Annotated in this window: 22 protein-coding genes; 5 read left to right on the plus strand and 17 right to left on the minus strand. The window is 70.8% G+C overall.

The features are described from left to right. Positions 1 to 44 precede the first annotated feature (44 nt). From lptB to JHW38_RS22560, 5 genes are all read right to left on the minus strand, one after another. Positions 45 to 764: an LPS export ABC transporter ATP-binding protein gene (gene lptB, locus JHW38_RS22540; RefSeq protein WP_207523519.1), complete on the minus strand. Its 720-nt coding sequence runs from the start codon at positions 762 to 764 to the stop codon at positions 45 to 47. Continuing rightward, positions 764 to 1,354: a lipopolysaccharide transport periplasmic protein LptA gene (gene lptA / locus JHW38_RS22545; RefSeq protein WP_207523520.1), complete on the minus strand. Its 591-nt coding sequence runs from the start codon at positions 1,352 to 1,354 to the stop codon at positions 764 to 766. The genes lptB and lptA overlap by 1 nt, the downstream gene beginning before the upstream one ends. Continuing rightward, positions 1,335 to 1,901: an LPS export ABC transporter periplasmic protein LptC gene (gene lptC / locus JHW38_RS22550; RefSeq protein ID WP_207523521.1), complete on the minus strand. Its 567-nt coding sequence runs from the start codon at positions 1,899 to 1,901 to the stop codon at positions 1,335 to 1,337. Before lptC ends, lptA begins: the two co-directional genes overlap by 20 nt. Continuing rightward, positions 1,898 to 2,446, minus strand: coding sequence for a KdsC family phosphatase (locus tag JHW38_RS22555; protein ID WP_207523522.1), 549 nt, complete (start codon positions 2,444 to 2,446; stop codon positions 1,898 to 1,900). The genes lptC and JHW38_RS22555 overlap by 4 nt, the downstream gene beginning before the upstream one ends. A gap of 101 nt (positions 2,447 to 2,547) precedes the next feature. Then, the gene (locus JHW38_RS22560; protein WP_207523523.1) at positions 2,548 to 3,570 is read right to left on the minus strand and encodes a KpsF/GutQ family sugar-phosphate isomerase; all 1,023 of its coding nucleotides are present in this window, start codon (positions 3,568 to 3,570) and stop codon (positions 2,548 to 2,550) included. 493 nt (positions 3,571 to 4,063) lie between these two features. Here JHW38_RS22560 and JHW38_RS22565 point away from each other — a divergent pair, with 493 nt between their 5' ends. After that, positions 4,064 to 4,294, plus strand: a complete 231-nt coding sequence (locus JHW38_RS22565) for a BolA family protein (protein ID WP_207523524.1) — start codon at positions 4,064 to 4,066, stop codon at positions 4,292 to 4,294. Positions 4,295 to 4,517: 223 nt separating this feature from the next. After that, positions 4,518 to 5,774 carry a UDP-N-acetylglucosamine 1-carboxyvinyltransferase gene (murA, locus tag JHW38_RS22570; protein WP_207523525.1) on the plus strand — a complete coding sequence of 419 codons (1,257 nt, stop codon included), beginning with the start codon at positions 4,518 to 4,520 and terminating at the stop codon, positions 5,772 to 5,774. 300 nt (positions 5,775 to 6,074) lie between these two features. Here the strand turns inward: murA and JHW38_RS22575 are convergent, their stop codons facing one another. From JHW38_RS22575 to JHW38_RS22595, 5 genes are all read right to left on the minus strand, one after another. Continuing rightward, positions 6,075 to 6,767, minus strand: coding sequence for a DUF3108 domain-containing protein (locus JHW38_RS22575; protein WP_207523526.1), 693 nt, complete (start codon positions 6,765 to 6,767; stop codon positions 6,075 to 6,077). Further along, a complete protein-coding gene (locus JHW38_RS22580) occupies positions 6,764 to 7,483 on the minus strand; it encodes a DUF3108 domain-containing protein (protein WP_207523527.1) in 720 nt (239 codons plus the stop codon). Before JHW38_RS22580 ends, JHW38_RS22575 begins: the two co-directional genes overlap by 4 nt. 128 nt (positions 7,484 to 7,611) lie before the next feature. Beyond that, a complete protein-coding gene (gene purN, locus JHW38_RS22585) occupies positions 7,612 to 8,295 on the minus strand; it encodes a phosphoribosylglycinamide formyltransferase (protein WP_207523528.1) in 684 nt (227 codons plus the stop codon). 132 nt (positions 8,296 to 8,427) lie between these two features. Beyond that, positions 8,428 to 10,689 carry a TonB-dependent receptor gene (locus tag JHW38_RS22590; RefSeq protein WP_207523529.1) on the minus strand — a complete coding sequence of 754 codons (2,262 nt, stop codon included), beginning with the start codon at positions 10,687 to 10,689 and terminating at the stop codon, positions 8,428 to 8,430. Positions 10,690 to 10,886: 197 nt separating this feature from the next. After that, complete coding sequence (locus JHW38_RS22595; protein ID WP_207523530.1) at positions 10,887 to 12,029, minus strand: alpha-D-ribose 1-methylphosphonate 5-triphosphate diphosphatase; 1,143 nt, start codon at positions 12,027 to 12,029, stop codon at positions 10,887 to 10,889. Between the two features lie 125 nt (positions 12,030 to 12,154). On the opposite strand from JHW38_RS22595, the gene phnF reads away from it, so the two are divergent. The 3 genes from phnF to JHW38_RS22610 all read left to right on the plus strand — a co-directional run bounded on the left by phnF (position 12,155) and on the right by JHW38_RS22610 (position 17,509). Continuing rightward, entirely contained in the window at positions 12,155 to 12,928 is a 774-nt protein-coding gene (phnF, locus tag JHW38_RS22600; RefSeq protein ID WP_207523531.1) for a phosphonate metabolism transcriptional regulator PhnF, read from the plus strand. A gap of 136 nt (positions 12,929 to 13,064) precedes the next feature. Continuing rightward, positions 13,065 to 15,113, plus strand: coding sequence for a hemopexin repeat-containing protein (locus JHW38_RS22605; RefSeq protein WP_207523532.1), 2,049 nt, complete (start codon positions 13,065 to 13,067; stop codon positions 15,111 to 15,113). A gap of 257 nt (positions 15,114 to 15,370) precedes the next feature. Beyond that, positions 15,371 to 17,509, plus strand: a complete 2,139-nt coding sequence (locus JHW38_RS22610; protein ID WP_207523533.1) for a tetratricopeptide repeat protein — start codon at positions 15,371 to 15,373, stop codon at positions 17,507 to 17,509. Positions 17,510 to 17,537: 28 nt separating this feature from the next. On the opposite strand, the gene JHW38_RS22615 is transcribed toward JHW38_RS22610, so the two are convergent. The 7 genes from JHW38_RS22615 to JHW38_RS22645 form a co-directional block, all read right to left on the minus strand. Then, complete coding sequence (locus tag JHW38_RS22615) at positions 17,538 to 18,056, minus strand: hypothetical protein (protein ID WP_207523534.1); 519 nt, start codon at positions 18,054 to 18,056, stop codon at positions 17,538 to 17,540. Positions 18,057 to 18,684: 628 nt separating this feature from the next. Next, positions 18,685 to 19,839 (minus strand): TIGR03364 family FAD-dependent oxidoreductase, encoded by a 1,155-nt coding sequence (locus tag JHW38_RS22620; protein WP_207523535.1) that lies wholly within the window; start codon positions 19,837 to 19,839, stop codon positions 18,685 to 18,687. Between the two features lie 24 nt (positions 19,840 to 19,863). Then, the gene (locus JHW38_RS22625; protein WP_207523536.1) at positions 19,864 to 21,153 is read right to left on the minus strand and encodes a DUF5690 family protein; all 1,290 of its coding nucleotides are present in this window, start codon (positions 21,151 to 21,153) and stop codon (positions 19,864 to 19,866) included. Beyond that, positions 21,150 to 21,854, minus strand: coding sequence for an HAD-IA family hydrolase (locus JHW38_RS22630; RefSeq protein ID WP_207523537.1), 705 nt, complete (start codon positions 21,852 to 21,854; stop codon positions 21,150 to 21,152). Before JHW38_RS22630 ends, JHW38_RS22625 begins: the two co-directional genes overlap by 4 nt. Before the next feature lie 236 nt (positions 21,855 to 22,090). Continuing rightward, on the minus strand, positions 22,091 to 22,510 hold the full coding sequence (locus JHW38_RS22635; RefSeq protein WP_207523538.1) for a hypothetical protein: 420 nt from the start codon (positions 22,508 to 22,510) through the stop codon (positions 22,091 to 22,093). A 37-nt stretch (positions 22,511 to 22,547) separates the two neighbouring features. Continuing rightward, the gene (locus JHW38_RS22640; protein ID WP_207523539.1) at positions 22,548 to 22,991 is read right to left on the minus strand and encodes a hypothetical protein; all 444 of its coding nucleotides are present in this window, start codon (positions 22,989 to 22,991) and stop codon (positions 22,548 to 22,550) included. A gap of 22 nt (positions 22,992 to 23,013) precedes the next feature. Further along, the gene (locus tag JHW38_RS22645; RefSeq protein WP_207526475.1) at positions 23,014 to 23,622 is read right to left on the minus strand and encodes a DUF2238 domain-containing protein; all 609 of its coding nucleotides are present in this window, start codon (positions 23,620 to 23,622) and stop codon (positions 23,014 to 23,016) included. Between the last annotated feature and the right edge of the window lie 14 nt (positions 23,623 to 23,636).

Here is a 23,636-nt window from a genome sequence, read left to right on the forward strand (position 1 = left end):
GTGGCCTCACGCCCGGAACCGCTCGAGTTGCAGACCGCTCGAGGTTACAGACGGAAGGAGTCGCCCAGGTATACGCGACGGACATCGGGATTGGCCAGCAGCGCGTCCGGAGCCCCCTGCGCGAGCACGCCACCGTCGTTCAGGATATACGCACGATCGCAAATGCCCAAGGTTTCGCGCACGTTGTGGTCGGTGATCAGCACCCCGATCCCGCGATTCTTGAGGTGGCGCACGATTCGCTGGATCTCGCCGACCGAAATGGGGTCGACGCCGGCGAAGGGTTCGTCCAGCAGCATCAGCCGCGGCCGCGTGGCCAGGGCGCGCGCGATCTCCACGCGCCGGCGCTCGCCGCCGGACAGGCTGGCGCCGAGCTGGTCGGCGACGTGGCCGATCTGCAGTTCTTCCATCAGGCTGGCCTGCTCGCGGTCGATCCCGGCGCGGTCGAGGTCCTCGCGCAGCTCCAGCACCAGGCGCAGGTTGTCGGCGACGCTGAGCTTGCGGAACACCGAGGGTTCCTGCGGCAGATAGCCGACGCCGTACTTGGCGCGCGCGTACATCGGCTCGGTGGTGATGTCCTTGCCGTCGAGCACGATCGAGCCGGCATCGGCCGGCACCAGGCCGACGATCATGTAGAAGCAGGTGGTCTTGCCGGCGCCGTTGGGGCCGAGCAGGCCGACCACTTCGCCGGCGTCGAGGGTGAGGCCGAAATCGCGCACCACCTCGCGCTGGCGGTACGCCTTGCGCAGGCCCTGGGCGACCAGCATCAGCCGCCTCCCTTCTTGGCCGGTGCGGGCTTGGCCGGCGCGGGCTTGCTCGCGGGCTTCGGCGCCGACGGCGCGGGCGCGGCGCCGGCGTCCTTGTTCTTGGGCTGCAACTGCATCGACACGCGGCCGCCGGTGCCGCCGCTTTCGACCTGGCCCGACTTCATGTTGTAGACGATGCGCTCGCTCTTGATCGTGTCGCCGGCCTTGTCGACGAAGGCGTTGCCGGTCAGCACGACGGTGTCCTTGGGCATGTCGTAGTCGATCTTGTTGGCGCGGCCGTTGAACGGCGAGCCGTCGTCGAGCTCTTGCTTGATCGTGGCCTGGCTGCCGGTCAGCTGGACCGTGCTGATGTCGCCGCCGGCGCGCCGGATGTCGGCCTTGGCGGCGTTGATGACCAGGGTGCCTTGCACGGCCTTGACGTTGCCGGTCAGCACGCAGGGGCCGTCGTCGGCGGTCGAGCAACTGCTGGAGTCGGCGTCGACGTTCATCGGCTGATTGCGGTCGGACGAGCGGGCGTGCGCGGCCGCGACCGGCGCCAGCAACAGGGCGACCAGGCACAGGGCCGGAAGATTAGCGGGCTTTCGCTTCATAGCGCGCCTTGACGTTGGATTTGAGGACGATGTTCTTGGTCTCGAGATCGGCATCCAGACCCAGGCCGCTGATTATAGTGCCCGGCTGGATCATGTTGACCGCGACCGCCGAGGTGGCCTTGTTGGTGTCGGGGAAGACGTTCAGTTCTTCGGTGGCGATGTTGACCGGCTTGCCGTCGGCGTTGGTGCTGTCGGCCTTGACCTGGCCGCGCAGGCGCACTTCGTCGCCTTCGGCGTTGACCCAGCCGCGCTGCGAACGCACTTCCCACGGGCCGCCGTTGCTGCCCGGCTTGGCCGGAATCAGGAACAGCGGAGTGGTCACGTCCATGGTCTTGTCGGCCGGATTGCGGGTCAGCTTCGGCGCGCGCAGGGTGAAGGACTCGCGTCCTTCCTGGTCGAGCACGACCACATTGAAATCGGTCAGCACGTAATCCGGCCGCGATTGCGCCTTGCCCGCGGCCGGCTTGTCGCGCTGCGACCACCACGCCCAGCCGGTCAGCGCGGCGGCGGCGAGCAGGACCACGGTGGAGAGGAAGCGCCAGTTCATCCCAACGCTCCGTCGAGGATCGCTTCGGCATGGCCTTGCGCGCCGAGCAGCAGATCGCACAGCTCGCGCGCCGCGCCTTCGCCGCCGCGCGCATGGGTGCGCCAGTGCACGCGCTCGCGCACCCACGGATGCGCGTTGGCCGGCGCGACCGCGAGGCCGACGTGCGGCAGGATGCGCAGGTCGGCGAGGTCGTCGCCCATGAAGCTGACCTGCTCAAGCGTCAGCGACAGGCTTTCGGCGATCTGCTTGACGCAGACCAGTTTGTCCTTGACGTCGCCGTGCGAGCTCGCGCCGAGTTCGGCCGCGCGGTGCGCGGCGATCGCGCCGCCGCGCGCGGTGACGAAATGCACCGCGATGCCGTGCTTGCGCAGCAGCGCCAGACCCTGGCCGTCCTGGACGTGGAAGCTCTTGTATTCGCGGCCGCCGTCGTCGTACGTCAGCCGCCCGTCGGTGAGCGTGCCGTCGACGTCGAAGCACGCCAGGCGGATGCGCGCGGCGCGTTCGCGGATGTCGGCGGGGTAGTCGTTGAGGTGGCTGTAGGGCACGGGATTAGGGATTGGGGATTAGGGATTCGGAAGGAGGCCGGACGGGATGGGCTGCGGATCCGCTTCGCGAATCCCGAATCTCCGATCCCGAATCTCGGCTCTTAAACCACCCGCGCTCGCAACAGGTCGTGAATGTTGAGCGCACCGACCACGCGGCGTTCAGTATCCACGACCAGCAAGCCGCTGATTTTGTGCGTTTCCATCAACTGCGCAGCTTCGACCGCGAGCGCGTCGGCGCCGATGGTCTTGGGCGCGCGGGTCATGACTTCCTCGATCCGGGTCGAACGCAGGTCCACGCCCGGGTCGTCGAGGGTGCGGCGCAGGTCGCCGTCGGTGTACAGGCCGATCAGGCGGTCGTCGGCGTCGACCACCGCGGTCATGCCCAGGCGCTTGCGGCTCATCTCCGCGAGCGCTTCGCTGACGTTGGCGTCGGCGCCGATGCGCGGCACTTCGTCGCCGGCGTGCATGATGTCGGTGATGTGCAGCAGCAGGCGCCGGCCGAGCGCGCCGGCCGGGTGCGAGCGGGCGAAGTCGTCGGCGGTGAAGCCGCGCGCTTCCAGCAGCGCCACCGCCAGCGCATCGCCCATCGCCAGCGAGGCGGTGGTGCTGGAGGTCGGCGCCAGATCGAGCGGGCAGGCTTCGGCCGGCACGCTGACGTCGAGGTGGATGTCGGACTCGCGCGCCAGGGTCGACTGCGGCCGCCCGGTCATCGCGATGACCGCATTGCCCTGGCGCTTGAGCACCGGCAGCAGCATCAGCACTTCGTCGCTTTCGCCGGAGTACGACAAGGCCAGCACCACGTCGGCGTCGGTGATCATGCCCAGGTCGCCGTGGCCGGCTTCGCCCGGATGCACGTAGAACGCCGGGGTGCCGGTCGAGGCCAGGGTCGCGGCGATCTTGCGCGCGATGTGGCCGGACTTGCCCATGCCGGTGCAGACCACCCGTCCGCTGGCGGCGAGGATGCGCTGGCAGGCGCGGGTGAAGTCGCCGTCGATGCGCTCGCCGACCGCGGCCAGGGCCTGGCCCTCGATCGCGAACACGCGCCGGCCGCTTTCGGCCAGGCCGGCTTCGGCTCCGGCGGGAATCGTGGCGCAGGCGGCGCGGGCGGGGGCGGGCTGGGTCATGGGGCGGGGCGGTCCTGGGAACTGAGCGGGGGCGTGCTGCGAACGTGTTGCGAAAAGCGGGAGCGTGCGTAGCGGCGGCCGGGGGCGGTCGTGGAGACGGCCGGCGCGGCCGCCTGTGGCGTCGGCCCTGCGAAACCGACCTTGTGAAACCGGCCGTTGCGGCGGCCGCCATTCCGGTGACCGGGGCTTTCGGCTAGGCTAAGCCGCCAATTCTAAGCGGTTCGACCGCCCCGCGCCGTCCCTGCCGGCAACTCCGCCGCCGCCGGGATTCCCGTATACCGCCCGTTCCAGCCCTGGCCCGGCCCGCCCGGGGCCCGGTCGCGGCCCAGTCGCGGCTCGTTCCGGGGCCGATCCGGGGCCGATCCGGGAAGGAACGGCTCGAGGCCGGACCGGGTCCGTTCCCCGGCGAACCGCGCCGGATGCGTCGGGCCGCCGCCACCCTCCATTCCTTGCCGGCGCAGGCGCCGGCCCGTCCAGCCAAGAGGTTTTCGCCGTGAACGCCGACACCATCCGCTCCCTGATCGAACAAGGCCTGCCGGGCGCGCAAGCGCAGGTGCGCGGCAACGACGGCGTGCATTTCGAAGCCACCGTCGTCGCCGAAGCCTTCCGCGGCAAACTGCCGCTGGCCCGCCACCGCCTGGTCTACGCGACCCTCGGCGAGCGCATGGGCGGCGAAATCCACGCCCTGGCGCTGAAGACGCTGACCCCCGAAGAAGCCGCCTGAGCCGGCCCGGCCGCCGCGGCCGGCCCGGCCCGGCGGCGCGACTTCACCGTCGCCTCACTCATCCGGCCGCGCCTGCTTCTACCATGGGCGCCCGGCGATCCGCTTAGGCGGTCGCGCTGCCGCGGCGACGCCGCGCACGTTATCTTCTGTCCGTCCGCCGGCCGCGCGAGCGCGCCGGCGCCGGCCGTTCCGAATCACTCTTTCGACTTCAGCGAACCCGTCAATGCAAAAAATCGTGGTGGAAGGCGGCCAGCCGCTCAACGGCGAGGTCCAGATCTCCGGCGCCAAGAACGCCGTCCTGCCGATCCTGTGCGCGACCCTGCTCGCCGACGCGCCGGTGACCATCCGCAACGTGCCGCGCCTGCACGATGTGCTGACCACCGCCAAGCTGCTCGGCGAACTCGGCGCCGGCGTGGTCAGCGAGGGCTCGCAGATCACCGTCGACCCGACCACGGTCAACAGCCACGTCGCCCCGTACGAACTGGTCAAGACCATGCGCGCCTCGGTGCTGGTGCTGGGCCCGCTGCTGGCCAAGTACGGCGAAGCCGAAGTGTCGCTGCCGGGCGGCTGCGCGATCGGTTCGCGTCCGGTCGACCAGCACATCAAGGGCCTGCAGGCGCTCGGCGCGGAGATCGTGGTCGAGAACGGCTACATCAAGGCGCAGCGCCGCGGCCGGCTCAAGGGCGCGCGCTTCGTGTTCGACGTGGCGACCGTCACCGGCACCGAGAACGTGCTCATGGCGGCGGTGCTGGCCGAAGGCACCAGCGTGCTGGAGAACGCGGCGATGGAGCCGGAGGTCGTCGACCTGGCCGACTGCCTCAACGCTTTGGGCGCGCGCATCGAGAACGCCGGCAGCGGCCGCATCGTCGTGCACGGCGTCGAGAAACTGCACGGCGGCAGCCACGACGTGCTGCCCGACCGGATCGAGACCGGCACCTTCCTGGTCGCCGCGGCGATGACCGGCGGCCGCGTCACCGTCGTCGGCAGCCGCGCCGACACGCTCGATTCGGTGCTGGACAAGCTGCGCGACGCCGGCGCGACGATCGAGGTCGACGGCGACCGCATCACCCTGGACATGGGCGGCCGCCGCGCGCGTTCGGTCGATCTGGTGACCGCGCCGTACCCGGCGTTCCCGACCGACATGCAGGCGCAGTTCATGGCGCTCAACTGCACCGCCGAAGGCGCCGGCGTGATCAACGAAACCATCTTCGAAAACCGCTTCATGCACGTCAACGAACTGCTGCGTCTGGGCGCGGACATCCGCGTCGACGGCCACACCGCGGTGGTGCGCGGCGTGGCCAAGCTCAGCGGCGCGCCGGTGATGGCGACCGACCTGCGCGCCTCGGCCTCGCTGATCCTGGCCGGATTGGTGGCGCAGGGCGAGACCACGATCGACCGCATCTACCACCTCGATCGCGGCTACGAGAACATCGAGAAGAAGCTGTCGGGCTTGGGCGCGAAGATCCGTCGGATCGACTGATCGACTGATCGGCGCTTGCGCGGCGACGAAAAAACCCGGCATTCGCCGGGTTTTTTTGTCCCCTCTCCCGCCTGCGGGAGAGGGGCAGGGTGAGGGCGCTTTTGCCCGCGCCTTCGCGGCTCGCGAGCCGAAGCATTCGCGCCTGCGGCGCTCATCCCCTCACCCCGGTTCTCTCGCGCAAGCGGGAGAGGGAGCAAGGCGCAATGCGGCGCGGGATGCGGACGGTGGCGGCGGGCGGCCGAAAACAAAAAGCCCCGCATTCGCGGGGCTTTTCGTTCGCGCGATTCGCTGCGTCGAAACTCAACGCACCGCCTGCACCCGCAGGTCGATCGCATCGTTGCCGTTCTCGCGCTGCAGGATCCGCACCGGCACCGGCACGTCGGCGACGACCCAGGCGATGGTTTCCTTGTCGCCGTTCTTGCTCGAGACCTTGGTCGCCTGCTGCGACTTGCCGCCGACGGTGATCGCTTCCTTGCCGACCACGGTGTAGCTGAGTTCCTTGATCCGGCCGTCCTCGACCATGCGGTAGCTCATCGGCTTGCCCGCGGCCGCATCGCGCACGATCGCCAGGTTGACCAGCAGGCCGTCGAGGTCGCCGCTCTGCAGCTTGATCGGGCCGGCGCGGTCGGGCTTGATGTCGCCGGTCCAGGTCGCCACGCCGCGGGTCCAGTCGTAGCTGGCGGCGATGTTCTTCTTCTTGGTCAGCACCTTGCTGGTGTCGCTGCCGCTGAGCGGGCGCAGCTTGCCGCCGGCCTCGTCGAAGGTGGTGGTCTGGCGCAGTTCGGCCAGCGGGCTGGTGATGGCCAGTTCGTACTTCCAGCGGCTGCCGTCGGCCTGCGACACGGTCATGCGCCCGGCGCCCTGCATGCCCATGTAGCTGGCCGAATAGTCGGCGCTGAACGGCTTGACCGCGAGCGCCGGCGCGCTGAACGCGGCCAGGGCGCCGGCCAATGCGGCCAGGCGGAAGAAATGGGCGGAATGGCGGATCGTCATTGCTCGTTGACTCCTTTGTATTCGACCAGGCGCAGATCGTAGGTGTCCTGGCCGTTTTCGCGTTGCAGGATCCTCACCGGAGTGGGAACGCCGTCCACCACCCAGATCGAGGTCTCCTCGTTGCCGCTCTGCACGCGGTTCACGCGCATCGCGTTGAAGCTCATGTCGTCGATCTTGACTCCTTCGAGCTCCTGCTGCACCACATATTGGTGCGGGCGGGCGCGGCCGGAATCGACGAATCGGTAACTCAACGTCTTGCCGGGCTGGGCGTCGCGGACCACGGCGAGGTTGATCAGCAGCCCGCTCATGTCGCCGTCCTGCAGCGGAATCGGCTGGCGCCGGTGTTCCTTGACGTCGCCGCTCCACTGCGCGCTGCGCTGGGTCCAGTCGTAGTTGCCTTCGATCTTGCGCTTGGAAAACAGGACCTTGCGGACCATGGTCTGGTTCAGCGGGCGGTAGGCGTCGCCGACGACGTCGAACACCGTGGTCTGCTGCGCGGCGGCGCCGGCCAGGCTCATCATGCCGTGCTCGGCGCGGATGTCCAGGTCGATGCGCCAGTGCCCGTTCTCGGGCTTGACCTGCATGGTGGCGTCGCCGAGGGCTTTGCCGCCGTTGAACACCTGGTAATTGGCCACGAACGGTTCCAGCGCCAGCGCGCTGGTGGGCGCGGCCGCGCCTACCAGCGCGGCCAGCAGCAGGGGCAGGAAGGGCTTCATGACGACGCGGGCGGGTCCAGGGGCGCGAGGCGCGGAGGGGAGGGTGCGGCGGTGCGGTCGGTCGGTGCGGGACGTGCGATGAAGCGCTGCGATGGGAACGGCGCCGCGCCGACGGCGCGGCCGCGGGCTCAGACCGCGGCGCCGCTGGCGGGATCGCTCAGACGGCCGGCGAAATCTAAACGCAGCGGCGTAAATAGCGGATGACCATCGACCTGCACGGTTGCGCCGTGTTCAGCCAGCCGGCCCGACACCGCCAGGCGCATCGCCGCCAGCAGCAACGGGTGCTCCACGCCGAGTACGCGTTCGGCCAGCAGCTCGGGCGTATCGCCGGCCTGCACCGGTACGGCCGCCTGCGCGATCACCGCGCCCGCGTCGAGTTCGGGAATGACGAAGTGCACGCTCGCGCCGTGCTCTGCGTCGCCGGCCTCGATCGCCCGCGCATGGGTATGCAGGCCGCGATACTTGGGCAGCAGCGAGGGATGGATGTTGAGGGTGCGGCCGCGGAAGCGCTCGACGAAGGCGTCGCCGAGGATGCGCAGGTAGCCGGCGCACAGGACCCAGTCCGGGCGGACCGCGGCGACCGCGTCGGCGAGGTCGACGTCGAAGGCCTCGCGGCTGGGATAGGCCTTGGCCGCGGCCGACCAGCGCAGCGCCGGCGCGACCCGTTGCAGCGCCGCCGCGGCGGGCTTGTCGGAGAACACCCCGACCACTTCGCCGGCCAGGCTGCCCGCGGCGATCGCGTCGAGTACGGCCTGCAGGTTGCTGCCGCGGCCCGATGCGAGGACGGCGATGCGGGGGAGCGGCTGGGGCATTGCGGACGGGGCGGGTAGCAGCGGTGCGGCATTTTAGGCGATCCGGGAGATCGCGGCGCGGTTGCGGCCCAAGGCGGCCGGCAAACGCCGCGCTCGCCCGGCCGCGCGGCCGGACGAGCGCGCAAGGCCTCCTCAGAACTGCGCATCCACCGACACGAACCACTGCCGCGGCGCGCCGGTCAGCAAGGTCTGGAAGGTGCCCTGCGGGTCGTAATCGCGGAAGCCGTTGCTGCCGAGCGTGGCGACATAGGTCTTGTCGAACAGGTTGTAGACGTTGAGCCCGACCCGCAGCGACTTGATCTGGCCCAGGTCGCGCTTCTGCCAGCTCACTCCCGCATCCCACAGCCAGAACGCGTCGGTGCCGGCGTCGTTGCTGTAGGTGTAGTAGCGCTTGCCGGTGTACTTGCCGCCCAGGCGCAGTTCGACCTCGCCCAGGCCATAGCTCAGTTCGGTCGCGAACAACTGCTTCGGCGTGTCGACCATCTGCTTGCCGCGCACCTGCACGAGTTTGCCGCCGCTGACGTAGTCGGAGCGGTACTGCGAATCGTTGTAGGCGACGCTGGTCAGCCAGCGCAGGTGCTCGTTCGGCGTCCACACGAACGCGACTTCGCCGCCGAGCGTGCGCGCCTTGCCGACGTTGGCGAACTGGTTCGGGCAGCTGACCACGCCGGGGCAGGGCACGATCACCAACTGGCGGTCGTCGAAGTTCACGCCGTAGACGGTGGTGGACAACTGGTAATGCCCGTCGCCGTAGCGCCAGCCCAGTTCCAGGGTCTTGGACTGCTCGGGCTTGGCGCTCGCGCGGCTCAGGTCGAACGAGGCCTGGGTCAGCGACCAGGCGCCGTTGACGCCGGGGCGGAACGCGGCCTGGTTTTCGGCGTAGTTGGCGAACACGTCGCTGCGTTCGTTCAACTGCCACGAGGCGCCGAGCTGCGGCAGGAAGCTGTCGCGCGCGCTCAGGCGGCCGCCGGCGCGGCCGGCCACGACGACCTTGCCGTCGGTGACGACGTCCTGGCCCTTGAAGCCGGCGTTGACGGTCAGGCGCTCGTCGAAGAAACGCATGCTGTCCTGCAAATACCACTGGCGGGTACGGGTGTCGAAGCGCTGGCGGAACAGGCGCTGGGCGAACTCGTCCTGGCCGAAGAAGCGCTGGTCGTCGATGGGCCCTGCGATATTGACGAAGCTGCGGCCGGCGCCGTGCACGCTGTCTTCGAACCAGAAGCCGCCTTCGAAGGTGTGGCTGCCGACGGCGTAGCTCAGCCGCGCGTTGAGCCCGCTGCGTTCGATGTCGTAGCTGGTGATGCGCAGCGCCATCGGAATCGTCGGCGAGCTGATGTAGGGCGTGAACCAGTGGCCCTGGCCTTCGTTGCGGTGGTAGTAGCCGGTGGCGTTGAGGCGCAGCGAGTCGCTGAGGTCGAATTCGCCCGACAGCGCGGCGAGGTCGTCGTTGCGCAGGCCGCGGGCGAGGTAGTAAGCGTCGTCCTTGGTCTTCGCGCAGCCGCTGAAGCGGCCGTTGGCGGCGTCGAGCGCGCGCTGCCAGTCGGGCGCGTAGTTGTCCCAGCCGTAGCCGCAGCGGCGGATCAGGTCGAGCGAGAGATCCGGATCGTCGGTTTCGTTGCGGCGCGAGTTCGACAGCCACAGCGCGACGCGGCCCTGGTCCCATTGGTACACGGCCTTGCCGTTGAACTGCTGTTGTTCCTGCACGCCGGCGCCTTTCCAGCGGTCGGCTTCGTTGCGCATGCCCGAGACATAGGCGCTGAAGCCGTTGAAGTCGCCGGTGTCCACGCGCACGAAGCTGCGCAGGGTGGCGTTGTCGCCGAAGGCGAAGCCGGCGCGCGCGCCGAATTCGGCGGCCGGGTCGGAGGAATGCAGCAGCAGCGCGCCGCCGAGGTTGCTGGTGGAGGGGATGCGCAGCGCGCCGGCGCCCTGGGCGAGTTCGAGTTCGGCGATGTTCTCCGGCAGGATCGCGCGGTTCGGCGACAGGCCGTTGTTGTTGGCGTAGCTGTTGTCGCCGAGCGGGATGTCGTCGAGCGCATAGCCGAGCTGGTTCTGGGCGAAGCCGCGGATGGCGATGCGGTTCGACCATTCGTAGCTGCCCCACGGGTCGGAGCTGACGAAATGCACGCCGGGCAGCTTCTCCAGCACCTTGACCGGATTGGTGCCGGGCGCGACCGATTGCAGTTCGACCTGACCGACGTGCTGGACCTGGCGGGTGTCGCGGTGGCCGATCACCGAGATGGCGTCGAGGTTGGTGGCTTCGGCGTTTTCCGCCGGCGCGCCGGCGGCCGCGTCGGCCGCGGGCGCGGCGGCGTGGCCGGCCAGCGGCAGCAGCGCGGCGAGCAGGGCGCAGGCCAGGGGCGTGCGGACCGGGGAAAGGCGGGTGACAGCGTTCATGGGATCTCGTGGAGTGCGCGCCGCGGCGGCGATAGGGCGGCATTACAGCGAGGCGATATGAAGGCGCGCGCGCGCGGTGCGGACTGCCGGGGCGACCTGTCTAGTGGATCGGTCCGGGAGCGGACGTACGGGGGGGCAGCGTTGCGTCGGCCGCGCGCGCCGCGCGCATTCATGCGGCCGACGCCATCCCGACGGACTCAGTAACGGCGCTCGCCCGCCACCCACACCGCTTCCAGCAGCGGCATCGCGCGCGCCACGCGCACGCGCAGCAGGTCCGCGCGCTGGCCGGCGGCGAGTTCGCCGCGGTCGTCGTAGCCGGCCGCGCGCGCCGGCGTGCGGGTCACCATCGCCACCGCGCGCGGCAGGCCGATGCTGTCCCAGTCGCCGAGCTGGAACGCGGCCAGCAGCAGGCTCGCCGGCACGTAGTCGGACGACAGCGCGTCGAGAGTGCCGGCGCGGGCGAGATCGACCGCGGCGACGTTGCCGCTGTGCGAGCCGCCGCGGACCAGGTTCGGCGCGCCGGCCAATACGCTGAGCCCGGCCGCGTGCGCGGCGCGCGCGGTGGCGAGGTTGACCGGGAACTCGGCGATGCGCGCGCCGGCGTCGACCGCTTCGGCGACATGGCTCAGGTCGGAATCGTCGTGGCTGGCCAGCGGCAGCGCGCGCTCGCGCGCCAGCGCCAGCACCGCGCGGCGGTGCGCGCCGGCGTGGCGGTGTTGGAGCTCTTGCAGATGGCGCACCTGGGCCTGGAACGCGGCATCGTCGCGGGCGTTGCCGTGGCGCGCGGCGTAGGCGCGGTAGCGTTCCAGGTCGTGGAACTGGCGCTGGCCGGGAGTGTGGTCCATCAGCGACAGCAGCCGCAGCTGCGGCGTGTCCAGCAACGGCTGCAAGCGCTGCGGCAGGTCGGGACACGGCAGTTCGCAGCGCAAGTGCACGGCATGGTCGGTGCGCAGGCCGCCGTCCTCGCGCGCCTGCGCCAGCGCGGCCAGGACGGCGCCGGGTTCGACCGCTTCTTCGGCTTCTTCTTCGCCGACCGAGATCGCGTTGAGCGCGGTGGTGATGCCGGCGGCGAGCAGCTGCGCGTCGTGCGCGCGGATCGCCGCGGCCGCGGGCCAGTGCGCGCCGGGGCGCGGCAGCAGGTGTTTTTCCAGGTTGTCGGTATGCAGTTCGACCAGCCCCGGCAGCAGGTAATCGCCGGCGCAGTCCAGCGCCGCCGGCGCGCGCAGGCGGCCTTCGCCGAATTCGACCACGCGCCCGCCGGCGACGCGCAGATGGCCGTGGACGATGCGCTCGGGCAGGACCAGGCGCGCATTGTCGAGCAGCAGTTCGGAAGCGGACATCGGTTCGGCCCGGAGTTCGGCGCAGCGGTGGGGCGGCTGTCACCGCCATGCAACGCCGGCGGGTTCTGATGGCGGCGGCCGCGCGATGCGACCTGTCTAGTGAACCAATCGCAGATGGAGGTTGTATGACATCACCGGCGACTTCGGCCGCGGCGTCCGCGAACGCCGACGACCGCGCCCAGCGCGAGGCCGCGATGCCGCTGTGGCAGCAGATCGAAACCGCGCTGCTGCGCGACATCCGCGCCGGCCTGATCGGCGAAGGCGACAAGCTGCCGTCCGCGTTCGATCTGGCCAAGCGCTTCGGGGTCAACCGCCATACCGTGCGCAGGGCGATCGAGGCGCTGGAGGAGCGCGGTTTCCTGCGCACCGAAACCGGCCGCGGCAGTTTCGTCCAGGAGCATCCGTACCACTATCCGATCGGCCGCCGCACCCGCTTCGGCAAGGCCATGCACGATCTCAACGTGGAAAGCCGCTACCGCCTGATCGAAGCCTGCACCCAGTCGCCGCCGCGCGCGGTGGCGCGCTCGCTCGGCCTGCTCGCCGGCGAGCGCGTGCACCGGGTGGTGTATTCCAGCGAAGTCGAGGGCCGCACCGTCGACCACAGCGAAGCCTGGTTTCCGGCCGCGCGCTTTCCCGGCCTGGACAAAGTCTTCGCCGAGCAACTGTCGGTGACCCGCACCCTGGCCGAATTCGGCGTGCGCGATTACCTGCGCAAGCACACCGCGGTGATGGCGCGCCTGCCCAGCGCCGAGGTCGCGCGCGTGCTCGGCCAGTCCACGCGCCGGCCGGTGCTGTGCGTGCATTCGCTCAACGTCGATCCGCAGGGCGCGCCGGTGCAGTTCGGCGTGACCTCGTTCGCCGGCGACTGGGTGCAGTTGATGGTCAGCAACGAAGGCTGAAGCGCCCGCGCGCGCCGCGCGATGACCGAACCGTGACAGGCGCCGGCCAGCCCTGCGCCGCTGCGCGGTTCGGGTCACACCGGCCGCCGCAATAGGCCTCTAGCCTGCGCGCTCCTTTCCGTTGCAGGAGCGCCGTATGCCGTCGTACCGATCTGTTCCGCGCACCTTCCGCCGCCCGCTCGCCGCCGCGCTCGCGCTGGCGCTGGCGGCGTGTCCGCCGGTGTTCGCCAAGACCCCGAAGGTGCTGTTCATCGGCACCGACGGTTTCCGCGGCGATGTCTACGGCGCCGTCGCCACGCCGAATCTCGACGCGCTGGTCGCCGACGGCTATCTCGCCCGCGAAGGGCTCACCGCCGACACCGCGATCAGCGGCACCGGCTGGTCGTCGCTGTTCACCGGGGTGGAGCGCGACAAGCACGGCGTCTACGACAACAGCTTCAGCGGCAAGAACTACGCCGATTGGCCGGACGTGCTGACCCGGATCGAACGCGCCGCGCCGGGCAAGAACACCGCGGTCGCGGTGGCGTGGTCGCCGCTGGCGACGCAACTGCCGTGGACCGGCGTGGACACCGTCTACGACGCCGGCAGCGACGCCAAGGTGCTGGCCAAGGCGCTGGAACTGCTGGCCCAGCCGGCCGCTCCGGACGCGCTGCTGCTGGACTTCAACGAACCCGACGGCGCCGGCCACGCCGGCAGCTATTTCAACCGCGACGCCGACGGCTACACCGCGGCGATCCGCGGCGTCGACGCGTCGATCGGCCGGCTGATGGCGGCGCTGCGCGCGCGGCCGACGTATGCCGACGAGGATTGGCTGGTCATCGTCGGCACCGACCATGGCGGTTCGGTGCACCACGGCCACAACACCCCGGAAGACCGCAAGACCCTGATCGCCTTCAGCGGCGCGTCGGTGCCCAAGCTCGGCCTGGAGCCGTTGCGGCTGGCGCCGCGTCAGGTCGACGTCGCGCCGAGCATCCTCGCCCACCTCGGTCTGGCGGTGCCGGCCGGCCTCGACGGCCGTCCGATGCAGCGGCCCGCGCGCGAGGCCGCGCCGGCGTTCGGCGTCGAGCTGCTCGCCAACGGCGACGCCGAGTACTCGGTCGGCCGCCGCGACCGCGGCTACGACAGCGACGTGCCGGGCTGGCGCAAGGGCCGCGGCGGGCAAGTGGTCGACTATGCGCAATACCCGTGGCTGCCGGCGCGCCCGGCCGGCGGCGGCGCCAACCTGTTCATCGGCCGCGACGCTTCGCGCAGCAACACGCTGAGCCAGCGCGTCGACCTGCGCGGCCTCGACCTGAGCGCGGCGCGCTTCGCGCTGTCGGCCGACCTCGGCGCGTCCAGCGGCCACCGCGCGCGGGTGTTCCTGCGCTTCTACGACCCGCGGCGCATGGCCAGCTTCGGCAGCGGCAGCGTCGGCCACGTGTTCCGCGGCGGCGACTACTACCGTTACGACATCGCCGCCGACCGCGTCGCCAGCGGCTACCCGCAGCCGATCGCCAGCAACTGGACCGGACTGGAGCGCTTCGCCGGCGGCGCGCGCGACATCGATGCGGCCTTCGACGGCGGCAACGGCAAGGCGTTTTTGTTCAAGGGCGACCAGTACATCCGCGTCGATGTCGCCGCGCGCAGCGCCGATCCGGGCTATCCCTTGCCGATCGCCGGCCACTGGCCGGGCCTGGAGAAATTCGCCGGCGGCGCGCGCGATCTCGATGCGGTGCTGATGTTCAGCCGCAGCCAGATGTATTTCTTCAAGCGCGATCAATACATCCGCTACAACCTCGACCTGGATCGCGCCGAGCGCTACTACCCGGCGTATTTGTCCGAAGCGACCTGGTCCGGCAGCGGCGAATGGCCGGCGCATTGGGCCGGCGCGTTGAATTTCGCCAACGCCAAGTCGTATCTGTTCAAGCCGGGGCAGTACCTGCGTTACGACCGCGCGCTCGACCGCGCCGATGCCGGCTATCCGGCGCCGATCACCGCCGGCAACTGGCCGGGCTTGCAGGACTTGTACGCCGGTGCCGCGTTCGAACTGGCGCCGGCCGGCGGCAGCGGCGCGATGCAGCGTTACCGGCTCGACGGCGCGGTGCCGGCCGATGCGCAATGGGCCGAAGTCGAGATCCGCTTCGAACACGGCAATGCGCAGGGCGATGCGTTCGCCGACAACCTGAGCCTGACGCTGCAACGCTGAGCCGCGACGGGCGGCCGTCGCGCCGGCGAGCGCCGGCGCGGCGGCCGCAGCCGCGGCGCAGGCGAGTCCACTGCGACTGAACGCGCTGAACCCAGCGCCGGCGCAAGCCGCGCCGGCGCGACGACTGCGATTGCGTTCCGAACGAACTGTGACCGCGAACGCGCGGCCGGCGCCGGACGCTCGGATCGGGGCCGCGATTCGCTTCCGCTTCGTGCCGGGATCGGCAAAGCTTCCCGCAGGGGAACAGGGAGCGGGATGTGGTCAAAGGCAAGGTCAGGCGTTCGATCGCAGCGGCGGGACTGGTGTTCGCGGCCTTCGCCGCGCCCGCCTCGGCGGGGGTGCAGCAGGCGCAGGCGTGCGCGGCGGCGACCGCGGTGCTGCCGGATCCGGCGCAATGCCTGCGCGACTACGAACTCGGATCCGCAGCCGATCGCGCCGCCGCGCTGCGGGCGCTGTACCAGCGCGAAATCGAACACGTCGACCGCCAGCAGTTCGCCGAAGCCTCGCGCCTGCTCGACTGCGCCGAAGCGGTGACCGGCGCCGAACCGCCCGCGGCCGCCGCGGAGGAGTTGTACCGCCATCGCGGCGTGCTCGAATTCCGCCGCGAATGCCCGCTCGAGGCGTTGGGCTGGTTCCGCCGCGCCCTGGCCCAGGGCGAGCGCGGCGGCAACCGTCTGGCTCAGGGCAAGAACTGGAAGAACATCGGCGCCGCGCTGCTGCGCCTGGGCGATTACCGCGGCGCGTTGCAGGCGCAGACCACGAGCCTGAGCTTGCTGCGCGATCTGCCGGGCGGGCAATCGGCGGGCACGCTCAACAATCTCGGCGACCTGTACCGCGACATGGGCGATACCGCGCAGGCGGCGCGCTACTACGGTCAGGCGCGCGAGGTGCATCTGCGCGCCGGCAACCCAGCCGAAGCGGCGCATACCCTGGAAGCCTGGGGCGCGGCCGTGCTCGACAGCGGCGATGTCGCCGGCGCCGAACGCCTGCTGCTGCAATCGCGCGACGAGTTGCTGCAAACCGACAAGCACAAGTACCTGCAACGCACTTACGCGCAACTGGCCCGCGCTGCCTTGGCCCGCGACGACACGGCCGCGGCCGCGCGCTGGGTCGACAGCGGCCTCGCCGCAGTGGCGACGGGCGAGGGCGAACTCGTGCCGGCGCCGCTGCAATTGCAGGCGATCCTGGTCGACCTCAAGCGCGGGCAGGCGCGCGCCGCGCGCGATCGCGCGGCCGCCGCGCTGCAACCGATGGCCGAACTCGACAGCGACCGTCCGGCGCTGCTGGCCGCGCTGGCGTCCGCGCACGAGGCGCTGGGCGAATGGCCGCAGGCGATGCAGGCCTTGCGCGAATCCGAACGCGCCGCGCGGGTGTTGCGCGAAGCGCAATACGACCGCGAGACCAAATGGCTGCAAGTGCGGTTCGAAACCGCCGAACGCGACCGCACCATCGCCGCGCTGGCCGCGCAGAACCGCGTGCGCAGTCTGGCGCTGTGGCTGACCGTGGTGTCGGCGCTGGCCGCGTTGCTCGGCCTGACCGTGTTCTTCCTGCGCCGCCAGCACCGCGCGCGGGTGCGCGAGGCGGCGCGGCGCGCGCGTCTGGACGAGGAAATCGACTACTACCGCCGCGCCGCCGACGAGCTCGGCGTCGACCGCGCGCGCCTGCAGGCCGCGCTGGACAGCCGCGAAGACGCGGTGCTGGTGCTCGACGGCGCCGGCCAGGTGCTGGCCGCCAACCGCGCCGCCAGCGAACTGGTCCAGCCCGGCGCGGCCGCGCCGGTGGCCGGGCGCGGCTTCGGCGAACTGCTCGCGGGCGAAGATGCGCAGCGCTTCGCCCAGGCGCTGGAACACCTGGAAGAATCCTCGGCGCCGCAGCGGCTGGCGTTCTCGTTCGGCGGCGAACGCTTGCACGCGCAGTTGAGCGAAAGCGGGCAGGGCGAGGGCTCGCTGGTGCTCGGCCTGCAACGCGCCGGCCATGCGGCGGCGGCCGATGCGGCGCACCCGAACGAAGCCGAGGCGGCCGACACGGTCGCGCTCGACGTGGCCCCGGCCGGGCCCGGCGACGAAGCGCTGCGCACCTCGTTCCGCCGCGCCCTGGTCGAGCTGATGCTGGCGGTGGTCGAAGCCTGGGAGCGCAGCACCGGCCAGGGCCGGCTGGAACTGGCGGAGAAAAGCCGGATCTGGCGCGTCACCGTCGACGACGGCCGCCTGCGCGCGCGGGCGATGGAGCGTTACCTGAGCCTGTCCAAGCTGCCGCGCCAGCCGCGCTGGCGCGATGTGCTGCGGTCGGGCTATTACGTGCTGGCCGAATGCGCGCTGGACGAAAGCGTGCGCGGCGAACTGCAGCGCCACGTCGACGCGGTGCTGGCCTACACCCGCCGCAACGCGCTGGTATGAGCGGCAGCGGCGGGCGCGGGCGGCGCCGTCACTTCTTCGGCGGCGCCTCGACGGTGTAGCAGATCACGCACAGGCCCTGCAGCACCACGGTGCCGGGGTTGGCGGCCTTGTAGGTGTAGCGGATGTGGTGGTCCGGCGAGAGATAGCTCGGCGGCGCGGTCACCTCGGCGACCGGAACCGGGCCGCTGGCTTTGCCGCCGTCCTGGGCGCCGCCCTGCAACTGGGCGCAATACTCCGCCGACATGATCCGGGCCACGTGCCAGTGGTCGACCTGGCCGCACGATTTCGCCGAGACCCCGCCGGCGCCGCCGCCGGCCGGGCACGAGCCGGGCGGCCGCCGCATCAGGTCGGCATGGAAGTCGGCGACCTGCTTGGAGGTGAAGGCGAACTTGCCGACCGGCTGGACCTGCACGCCGTCGACATAGCACTGCGGATTGGTTTGGTGGGCCTGGGCGCTGCCGGCGGTCAGGGCGGCGGCGAGGATCGCGATCTTGGCGGTCTTGGCGGTGGCGGAGGTGAAGCTCATTCCCTTGAACAGCGGGCGCATCGGTGATTCTCCTGGCTGCATCGCGGGGAGCGCGACGCAGTCAGCCTAGGAGCCGGCCGGCGCGGCGTCCAAGCAAATAGCGGGCACAAAAGGGGACGATATCCGCGCGAATTTGCCGGGTTTCACGCTACGCGCGTGACCCGGTTCGCGACTGTCCCGGCGCGGGCGCGCAGGCGCGCCGAAACGTTCCCGCCTTGTCCCGGTTCGATCCCGGCTTGGGCCTCGCCAGCCGCGGCCGTGCGGGGCTAAATGAATCCCGTCGCCGCACCGTCCCGATGGCCTGGTCCGAGCCCCAAGCGTGGGCCGCAGGCCGCACGGGCGGGACGCGGCGGCGACGGTGGAGGCACAGGCACACGGAGGTGCCGCCCGTCCCGTGCCGGCCAAGGATGCGCCGGTGCGGTCGGCGACGGCGTGCGACGCGCGCCTGCTGGCGGGTAGCGACCGGTTCGACGGGGGAGCCAGCGAACCGGACGACGCGGGCTATGGCGGGTCAGGCCGCCATAGCCCGCGGAAGGATCGGCGCGGCCGCCCCGGTCGAGTTCCGCTCCTGGCTGTTCGTCACCCGCCGGAACCCGCCCGATCGCGTCGCCGGCATCGCAGCCGGCAACGGTTCGGCCGCCGCGCCCTTTCAGGCCGCGCGGCGCACCGCCGCATAGCGGCCGTCGACGATCTCCTCGGCCAGCCCGAAGCTTAGGGTCATGCCGAGCCCGCCGCCGCCGACCGCGTTGACGATGGTCACCCCCGGCAAGGGTTCGGCGACGAACTCGCTGCTGCCGTCGGTCAGCTTCGGATAGATGCCGTGCCAGGTCTGGATCGGCCGCGGCTCGGACAGGCGCAGGAAGCCGGACAGGTAATCGAGCACCCGCGCGTTGACCGCGTGTTCGTCGAACGGGTCGTGGGTGTGGGCGTAGGCGTGCGAGTCGCCGACGGTGATCTCGCCGCGGCCGTTCTGCGCGGCCATCACGTGGATGCCCAGTTCGATCAGCTCGCCGTACTGGGCCTGATAGCGCGCGCGCAGCGGCGCCACATCGGCGGCCTGCTGGAAGCCGGCGTAGTGCACCAGCGACAGGCCGCCGCACAGCGCCGCGCCGAGGCGCAGGCCGTCGGCCGGCGGCGCCAGCCGCATCATCTGCAGCTTACAGCGGGTCAGCGGCGCGGCGGCGTAGACCTGCGGGAACAACTGTTCGAACTCGGGCCCGCTGCACACGAACACCCGGTCGGCCTCGAACCGGCGCGCGCCCGACTGCACCCGGCCGGTTTCGACCGCAGTGACCGGCGTGCGCCAATGGAATTCGACGCCGTAGCGTTCGTGCAGATAGACCGGCAGCGCGGCCAGCGCCTCGCGCGGATCGACCAGCATTTCGTCGCGGTTGAACAGCGCGCCGTGCAGGCCGTCGGCGACCAGCGCCGGCGACTTCGCCAGCGCCTCGTCGCGGCCGAGCAGCGAACACGGACGCAGCGCGCGGTTGGCCTGCGCGTACTGCGCCAGCACGTCCCATTCGTCCTGCGCGTAGGCCAGGTGCAGCGAGCCGCAGGGGTCGTGCCAGAGTTTGGCGCCGTCGACGACTTCCTGCCAGATCGCGCGCGAGCGCAGCGCGCGCTCGTAGGCGGCGCCGTTGGTCACGCCGATCGGCCAGATCATGCCGAAGTTGCGCACCGACGCGCCGACCGCGCGGTCGTAGCGTTCCAGCACGGTGACGCGGTGGCCGCGCACGGCCAGCGCGCGGGCGATGGCGAGGCCGACGATGCCGGCGCCGACGACGAGTACGGATTGTTTTTTCATGCGGTGATTTCTACGCGAAGCGTTTCAGGCGGACGCCAGCGCCGGCGCCTGCGCGCGGCGTTGGACGCGGTGATGGAAGTACGCGGCCGAGGCCAGCAGGCAGGCGCCGCCGACCGCGCTCAGCGCGAGCACGATCTGGGCGAAGAACTGGGTCCACGACAGTTGCAGGCCGGAGAATTCCTTGGCCAGCAACACCGCGACGCTGCCGAGGTAGCCGAACGCGTCGGACAGGTACATCAGGAAGCCGACGTTGCCGGCGACGCGGAAAGTCGCGATCAGGCGTTCGTAGAACACGCAGTTGAACGGCACGTAGGCCAGATACAGACCGAAGCCGACCAGCGCCAGCCACCACAGCGGCGGCAGGGTGCCGGCGCGGAACGCGAGGGTCGCGGCGCCGGCGACCAGCAGGCCGGCGAACATCAGCGCATGCAGCGCCATCAGGCCGCGCAGGTTGTCGCGGAACCACGTCAGACCCGCGGTCAACGCGAGAACGGCCAAGGCGACCGGCGTTTCGATCAAGGCGAATACACCGGCGTTGTTGCCGTAACCCAGGTCCGCGAACAATTCGGCTTCGAAGTTGTCGCGAAAATCCCGCACCACCGTCAGCGCGACATAACACCCGATCATCAACGCCAGCCCCGGCAGAAAGCGGCGCACGAACGCCAGCCGCTCGGCCCGGTTCATCGGCAGGCGCTCGCTGCGCGCGGCGCGGTCGGCGGCGTCGGGTTCGGGCACGCGCTCGAGCAGGCGCAGCGCGATCAGCAACGGCGGCAGGAACAGCAGGCCGGTCAGGAACGGCATCCAGAACTCGTCCACGCCCGACAGCAGCAGCCACTTGCCGACGCTTTTGACGATGCCCGAGGCCATGATGAAGCTCGACGCCAGAATCGCGCCCATCGCCTCGGTCGTGCGGCGCCCTTCCAGGTAGCTGAAAACCAGACCCCAGACCATGCCCAGCGGCAGGCCGTTGAGGAACAGGAAGCCGATGTTCCACGGCGCAGGCACCAACGCGAAGCCGAGCAGGGCCAGCCACGCGCTGCCGATCAGCAGCAGCATCAGCGGCGCGCGGCGCTCGCGGCGCAGGCCGCCGATCACGCCGATGCCGATGAACTTGCTGCACATGTAGCCGAGGATCTGCGCGACCACCAGCCAGACCTTGTAGTCCACGTCGAGCCACTGCTGGCCGTGGAACGAGGCCGCGGCGAACGGCTTGCGGAACGCGTACATGCTCGCGTACGCCATCAGCGCGGCGCCGCCGGCGAGCAGGGTCACCTGCCACGAGCGCAGCGTCGCGGCGTCGATGCGCGGTTTCATGCAGCGTGACCGCGGGCGGCGCCGTCGCGCGCGGCGGCGCCGATGCCGAGCAGCGCCGGCAGTTCGAACAGCGAATCGACGATGGCGTCGGGGCGGTACGGTTCCAGCTCGGCGCGGGTGAACGCGCCGGTGGTCACCGCCACCACCAGGCCGGCGCCGGCGTTGCGGCCTTCGTCGATGTCGACTTCGGTGTCGCCGATCTTGACCAGCGCCGACGCGTCGTCGAGGCCGAAGCGGCGCAGCAGCGCCTGGGCCATATGCGGCGCGGGGCGGCCTTCGGGCACTTCGTCGCTGGCGATCAGCGCGTCGATGCGGCCGCGCCAGTCCAGGCGCGCGACGATGGCCTCGGCGATGTCGCGCGAAAAACCGGTGTTCAGCGCCACCTGGATGCCGTGCGCGCGCAGCAGGGCGAAGGTCGATTCCGCGCCCGGCAGCGGCGCCACGCCCGGCGCTTCGCGGTAGCAGCGCAGCATGCGCGCGACGAAATCGTCGTGGATCGCCTCGACCTTGGCCGGCGCGGCCGCGTCGCCGAGCAGGCGCGCGATCGCCTCGGGCTTGCGGTAACCCATCAGCGCGCGGCAGGTCTCCGCCTCGATGGGGTGGCCGGCGGCGGTCATCGCGCCGACGAAGGCCTGGGCGACGAAGCCCGGATCCGACACGGTGGTGCCGGCGATATCGAACAGGGCGAGGCGGTAGGTCATGGAAGCCGGAGGCGCTGCGGAACAGGCCTCCAGCTTGGGCGCCGGGCGCAACCCGGTGATGACACCGCGGGGACAGGCGGGTGGACCTGTCTAGTGCGGCGGTGTCCGTAGGGGCGTTCGCGCCGCCCCGGCGGCCGCGGCCGACGGCGCCGGCTGGCCCGGGTCGGCTTCGCCCGGGCTCGATCCGCCGGCCTCGGCCCTGCCGACGAGCCCGCGGCCGCGGGCCGCGGCGTGGTTCAGTCGCCGAACGCCGCCCGCACCGACGGCCGCCCCAGCACGATGAAGGTGAACACGCCGAGCACGGTGCCGAGCGGGAACGACAGGCAGGTGATCGCGGCGGTGAACTGGCACAGGCCGCGGCTGCGGCGCTGGCGCAGGCGTTGCGCGGTCAGCAACTGCAGCACGCTGCCGACCAGGCTCAACACCGCCGACAGGCCCATCATCACCGCGAACACGGTCAGCTCGCCGGCGTCGGGCGCGCCGTGCCCTTGCGCGTTGCCGGCGCCGAGAATGCCGAACAGCAGCACGCACATGCCGAGCACGGCCAGCAAGGCGAAGGCGCCGAGCGCGGCCATCACGTAATAGAAGATCGACAGCAGCTTCAGGTGCGACTCGTCTTGCGATTCGAACGAAGACGCGGGTGCGGGATTCGACATGGCTCGGTCCTTGAGTGGATGTTTGAAAAGCGGCGCGTCAGTTCGCCGCGAACAGCGCCTTGACTTCCGGCTTGACCAGCAGCACCAGCGCGAGCACGCCGAGCACGGTGCCGAACGGCATGAACATGCAGCTCAGGCCGGCGACGACGATGCAGAAGGTGTGGCTGCGGCGCTGGCGGATGCGCCGTCCGCCGGCGACCAGCACCGCGGCGAAGGCGAGGCCGCACAGGATGAAGCCCGAGCCCATGACGATGAACAGCCAGCCGACCGCGGCCGGCGGCGGGGTGCCGTGGCCGGGCTGGTCGAACGCGCCGGATAGCATCGCGATGCCCATGCCGACGTGGATCAGCGGAAACAGCGCGAACAGCGCGGCGATCGCCGCGACCACGTAATAGAAAATCCCGATCAGGTCGAGGTTGGCGGCGTCCTTCGACGCCGGCGGCGCGCTCGGCGCGGCGGCGGACGGCAGCGGATCGTTCATGGCGTGCGGCTCCTGGGTCGGTTCAACCGGCGGCGCGCTGGCGCGGCCACGCGGCCAGCGCGCCCAGTGTCGCAAGAAACATGTCCATGTGCGCGTCCCAGACATCGCCTTGCTGGCCGTTGTACGACTCCGCGTCTTGCGGCGACATGGTCAGGGCGATCGCCCATTCGAACCATTCGTAGATCAGGCTGGTGCACATGATGCCGGCCACCGCCAGCACGAAGGCCTGACGCGCGCTGAGCGCCGGCCAGCGCTGGAGCAGGTACTCGCGCAGCGCCGGGGCGAAGCAGGCGCCGTAGAGGAAGTGGATCAGCCGGTCGAAATGATTGCGCTGGAAGCCGAACGCGCGGTCCAGCGACCAGCCGCCGGTGAGCCACTGGATCCACTGGTCGTAAGGCACGTAGGAATACAGCCAGCGCGCGGCGATGCAGTGCAGGGTCATGAAGCCGCAGATCGCGAGGAAATGCCCGTCGCGCATCGGCCAGCGGCGGTCGTGGCGCCACAGCCACAACAGCCCGACCACGGTCAGCGCGCTGTGCATGGCTTGTTCGAACGGGCTCTTGGGCGCGATCCAGGTGATCGCGAACACCGCCAGGACGAAGGCCAGCGAAGCTTTCTTTACGGCGCTCATGCGTCCTTGCGCAG

This window comes from Lysobacter enzymogenes (assembly GCF_017355525.1).
Lineage (GTDB): Bacteria > Pseudomonadota > Gammaproteobacteria > Xanthomonadales > Xanthomonadaceae > Lysobacter > Lysobacter enzymogenes_C.

Bases quoted from the DNA above. Each gene is read 5' to 3' on its own strand.
- murA (WP_207523525.1), top strand. From the start codon at position 4,518: ATGCAAAAAATCGTGGTGGAAGGCGGCCAGCCGCTCAACGGCGAGGTC.
- lptA (WP_207523520.1), bottom strand. From the start codon at position 1,354: ATGAAGCGAAAGCCCGCTAATCTTCCGGCCCTGTGCCTGGTCGCCCTG.
- JHW38_RS22635 (WP_207523538.1), bottom strand. From the start codon at position 22,510: ATGTCGAATCCCGCACCCGCGTCTTCGTTCGAATCGCAAGACGAGTCG.
- JHW38_RS22640 (WP_207523539.1), bottom strand. From the start codon at position 22,991: ATGAACGATCCGCTGCCGTCCGCCGCCGCGCCGAGCGCGCCGCCGGCG.
- JHW38_RS22560 (WP_207523523.1), bottom strand. From the start codon at position 3,570: ATGACCCAGCCCGCCCCCGCCCGCGCCGCCTGCGCCACGATTCCCGCC.
- purN (WP_207523528.1), bottom strand. From the start codon at position 8,295: ATGCCCCAGCCGCTCCCCCGCATCGCCGTCCTCGCATCGGGCCGCGGC.
- JHW38_RS22580 (WP_207523527.1), bottom strand. From the start codon at position 7,483: ATGAAGCCCTTCCTGCCCCTGCTGCTGGCCGCGCTGGTAGGCGCGGCC.
- lptB (WP_207523519.1), bottom strand. From the start codon at position 764: ATGCTGGTCGCCCAGGGCCTGCGCAAGGCGTACCGCCAGCGCGAGGTG.
- JHW38_RS22630 (WP_207523537.1), bottom strand. From the start codon at position 21,854: ATGACCTACCGCCTCGCCCTGTTCGATATCGCCGGCACCACCGTGTCG.
- JHW38_RS22620 (WP_207523535.1), bottom strand. From the start codon at position 19,839: ATGAAAAAACAATCCGTACTCGTCGTCGGCGCCGGCATCGTCGGCCTC.
- JHW38_RS22615 (WP_207523534.1), bottom strand. From the start codon at position 18,056: ATGCGCCCGCTGTTCAAGGGAATGAGCTTCACCTCCGCCACCGCCAAG.
- JHW38_RS22605 (WP_207523532.1), top strand. From the start codon at position 13,065: ATGCCGTCGTACCGATCTGTTCCGCGCACCTTCCGCCGCCCGCTCGCC.
- phnF (WP_207523531.1), top strand. From the start codon at position 12,155: ATGACATCACCGGCGACTTCGGCCGCGGCGTCCGCGAACGCCGACGAC.
- JHW38_RS22645 (WP_207526475.1), bottom strand. From the start codon at position 23,622: ATGAGCGCCGTAAAGAAAGCTTCGCTGGCCTTCGTCCTGGCGGTGTTC.
- JHW38_RS22625 (WP_207523536.1), bottom strand. From the start codon at position 21,153: ATGAAACCGCGCATCGACGCCGCGACGCTGCGCTCGTGGCAGGTGACC.
- JHW38_RS22575 (WP_207523526.1), bottom strand. From the start codon at position 6,767: ATGACGATCCGCCATTCCGCCCATTTCTTCCGCCTGGCCGCATTGGCC.
- JHW38_RS22595 (WP_207523530.1), bottom strand. From the start codon at position 12,029: ATGTCCGCTTCCGAACTGCTGCTCGACAATGCGCGCCTGGTCCTGCCC.
- JHW38_RS22590 (WP_207523529.1), bottom strand. From the start codon at position 10,689: ATGAACGCTGTCACCCGCCTTTCCCCGGTCCGCACGCCCCTGGCCTGC.
- lptC (WP_207523521.1), bottom strand. From the start codon at position 1,901: ATGAACTGGCGCTTCCTCTCCACCGTGGTCCTGCTCGCCGCCGCCGCG.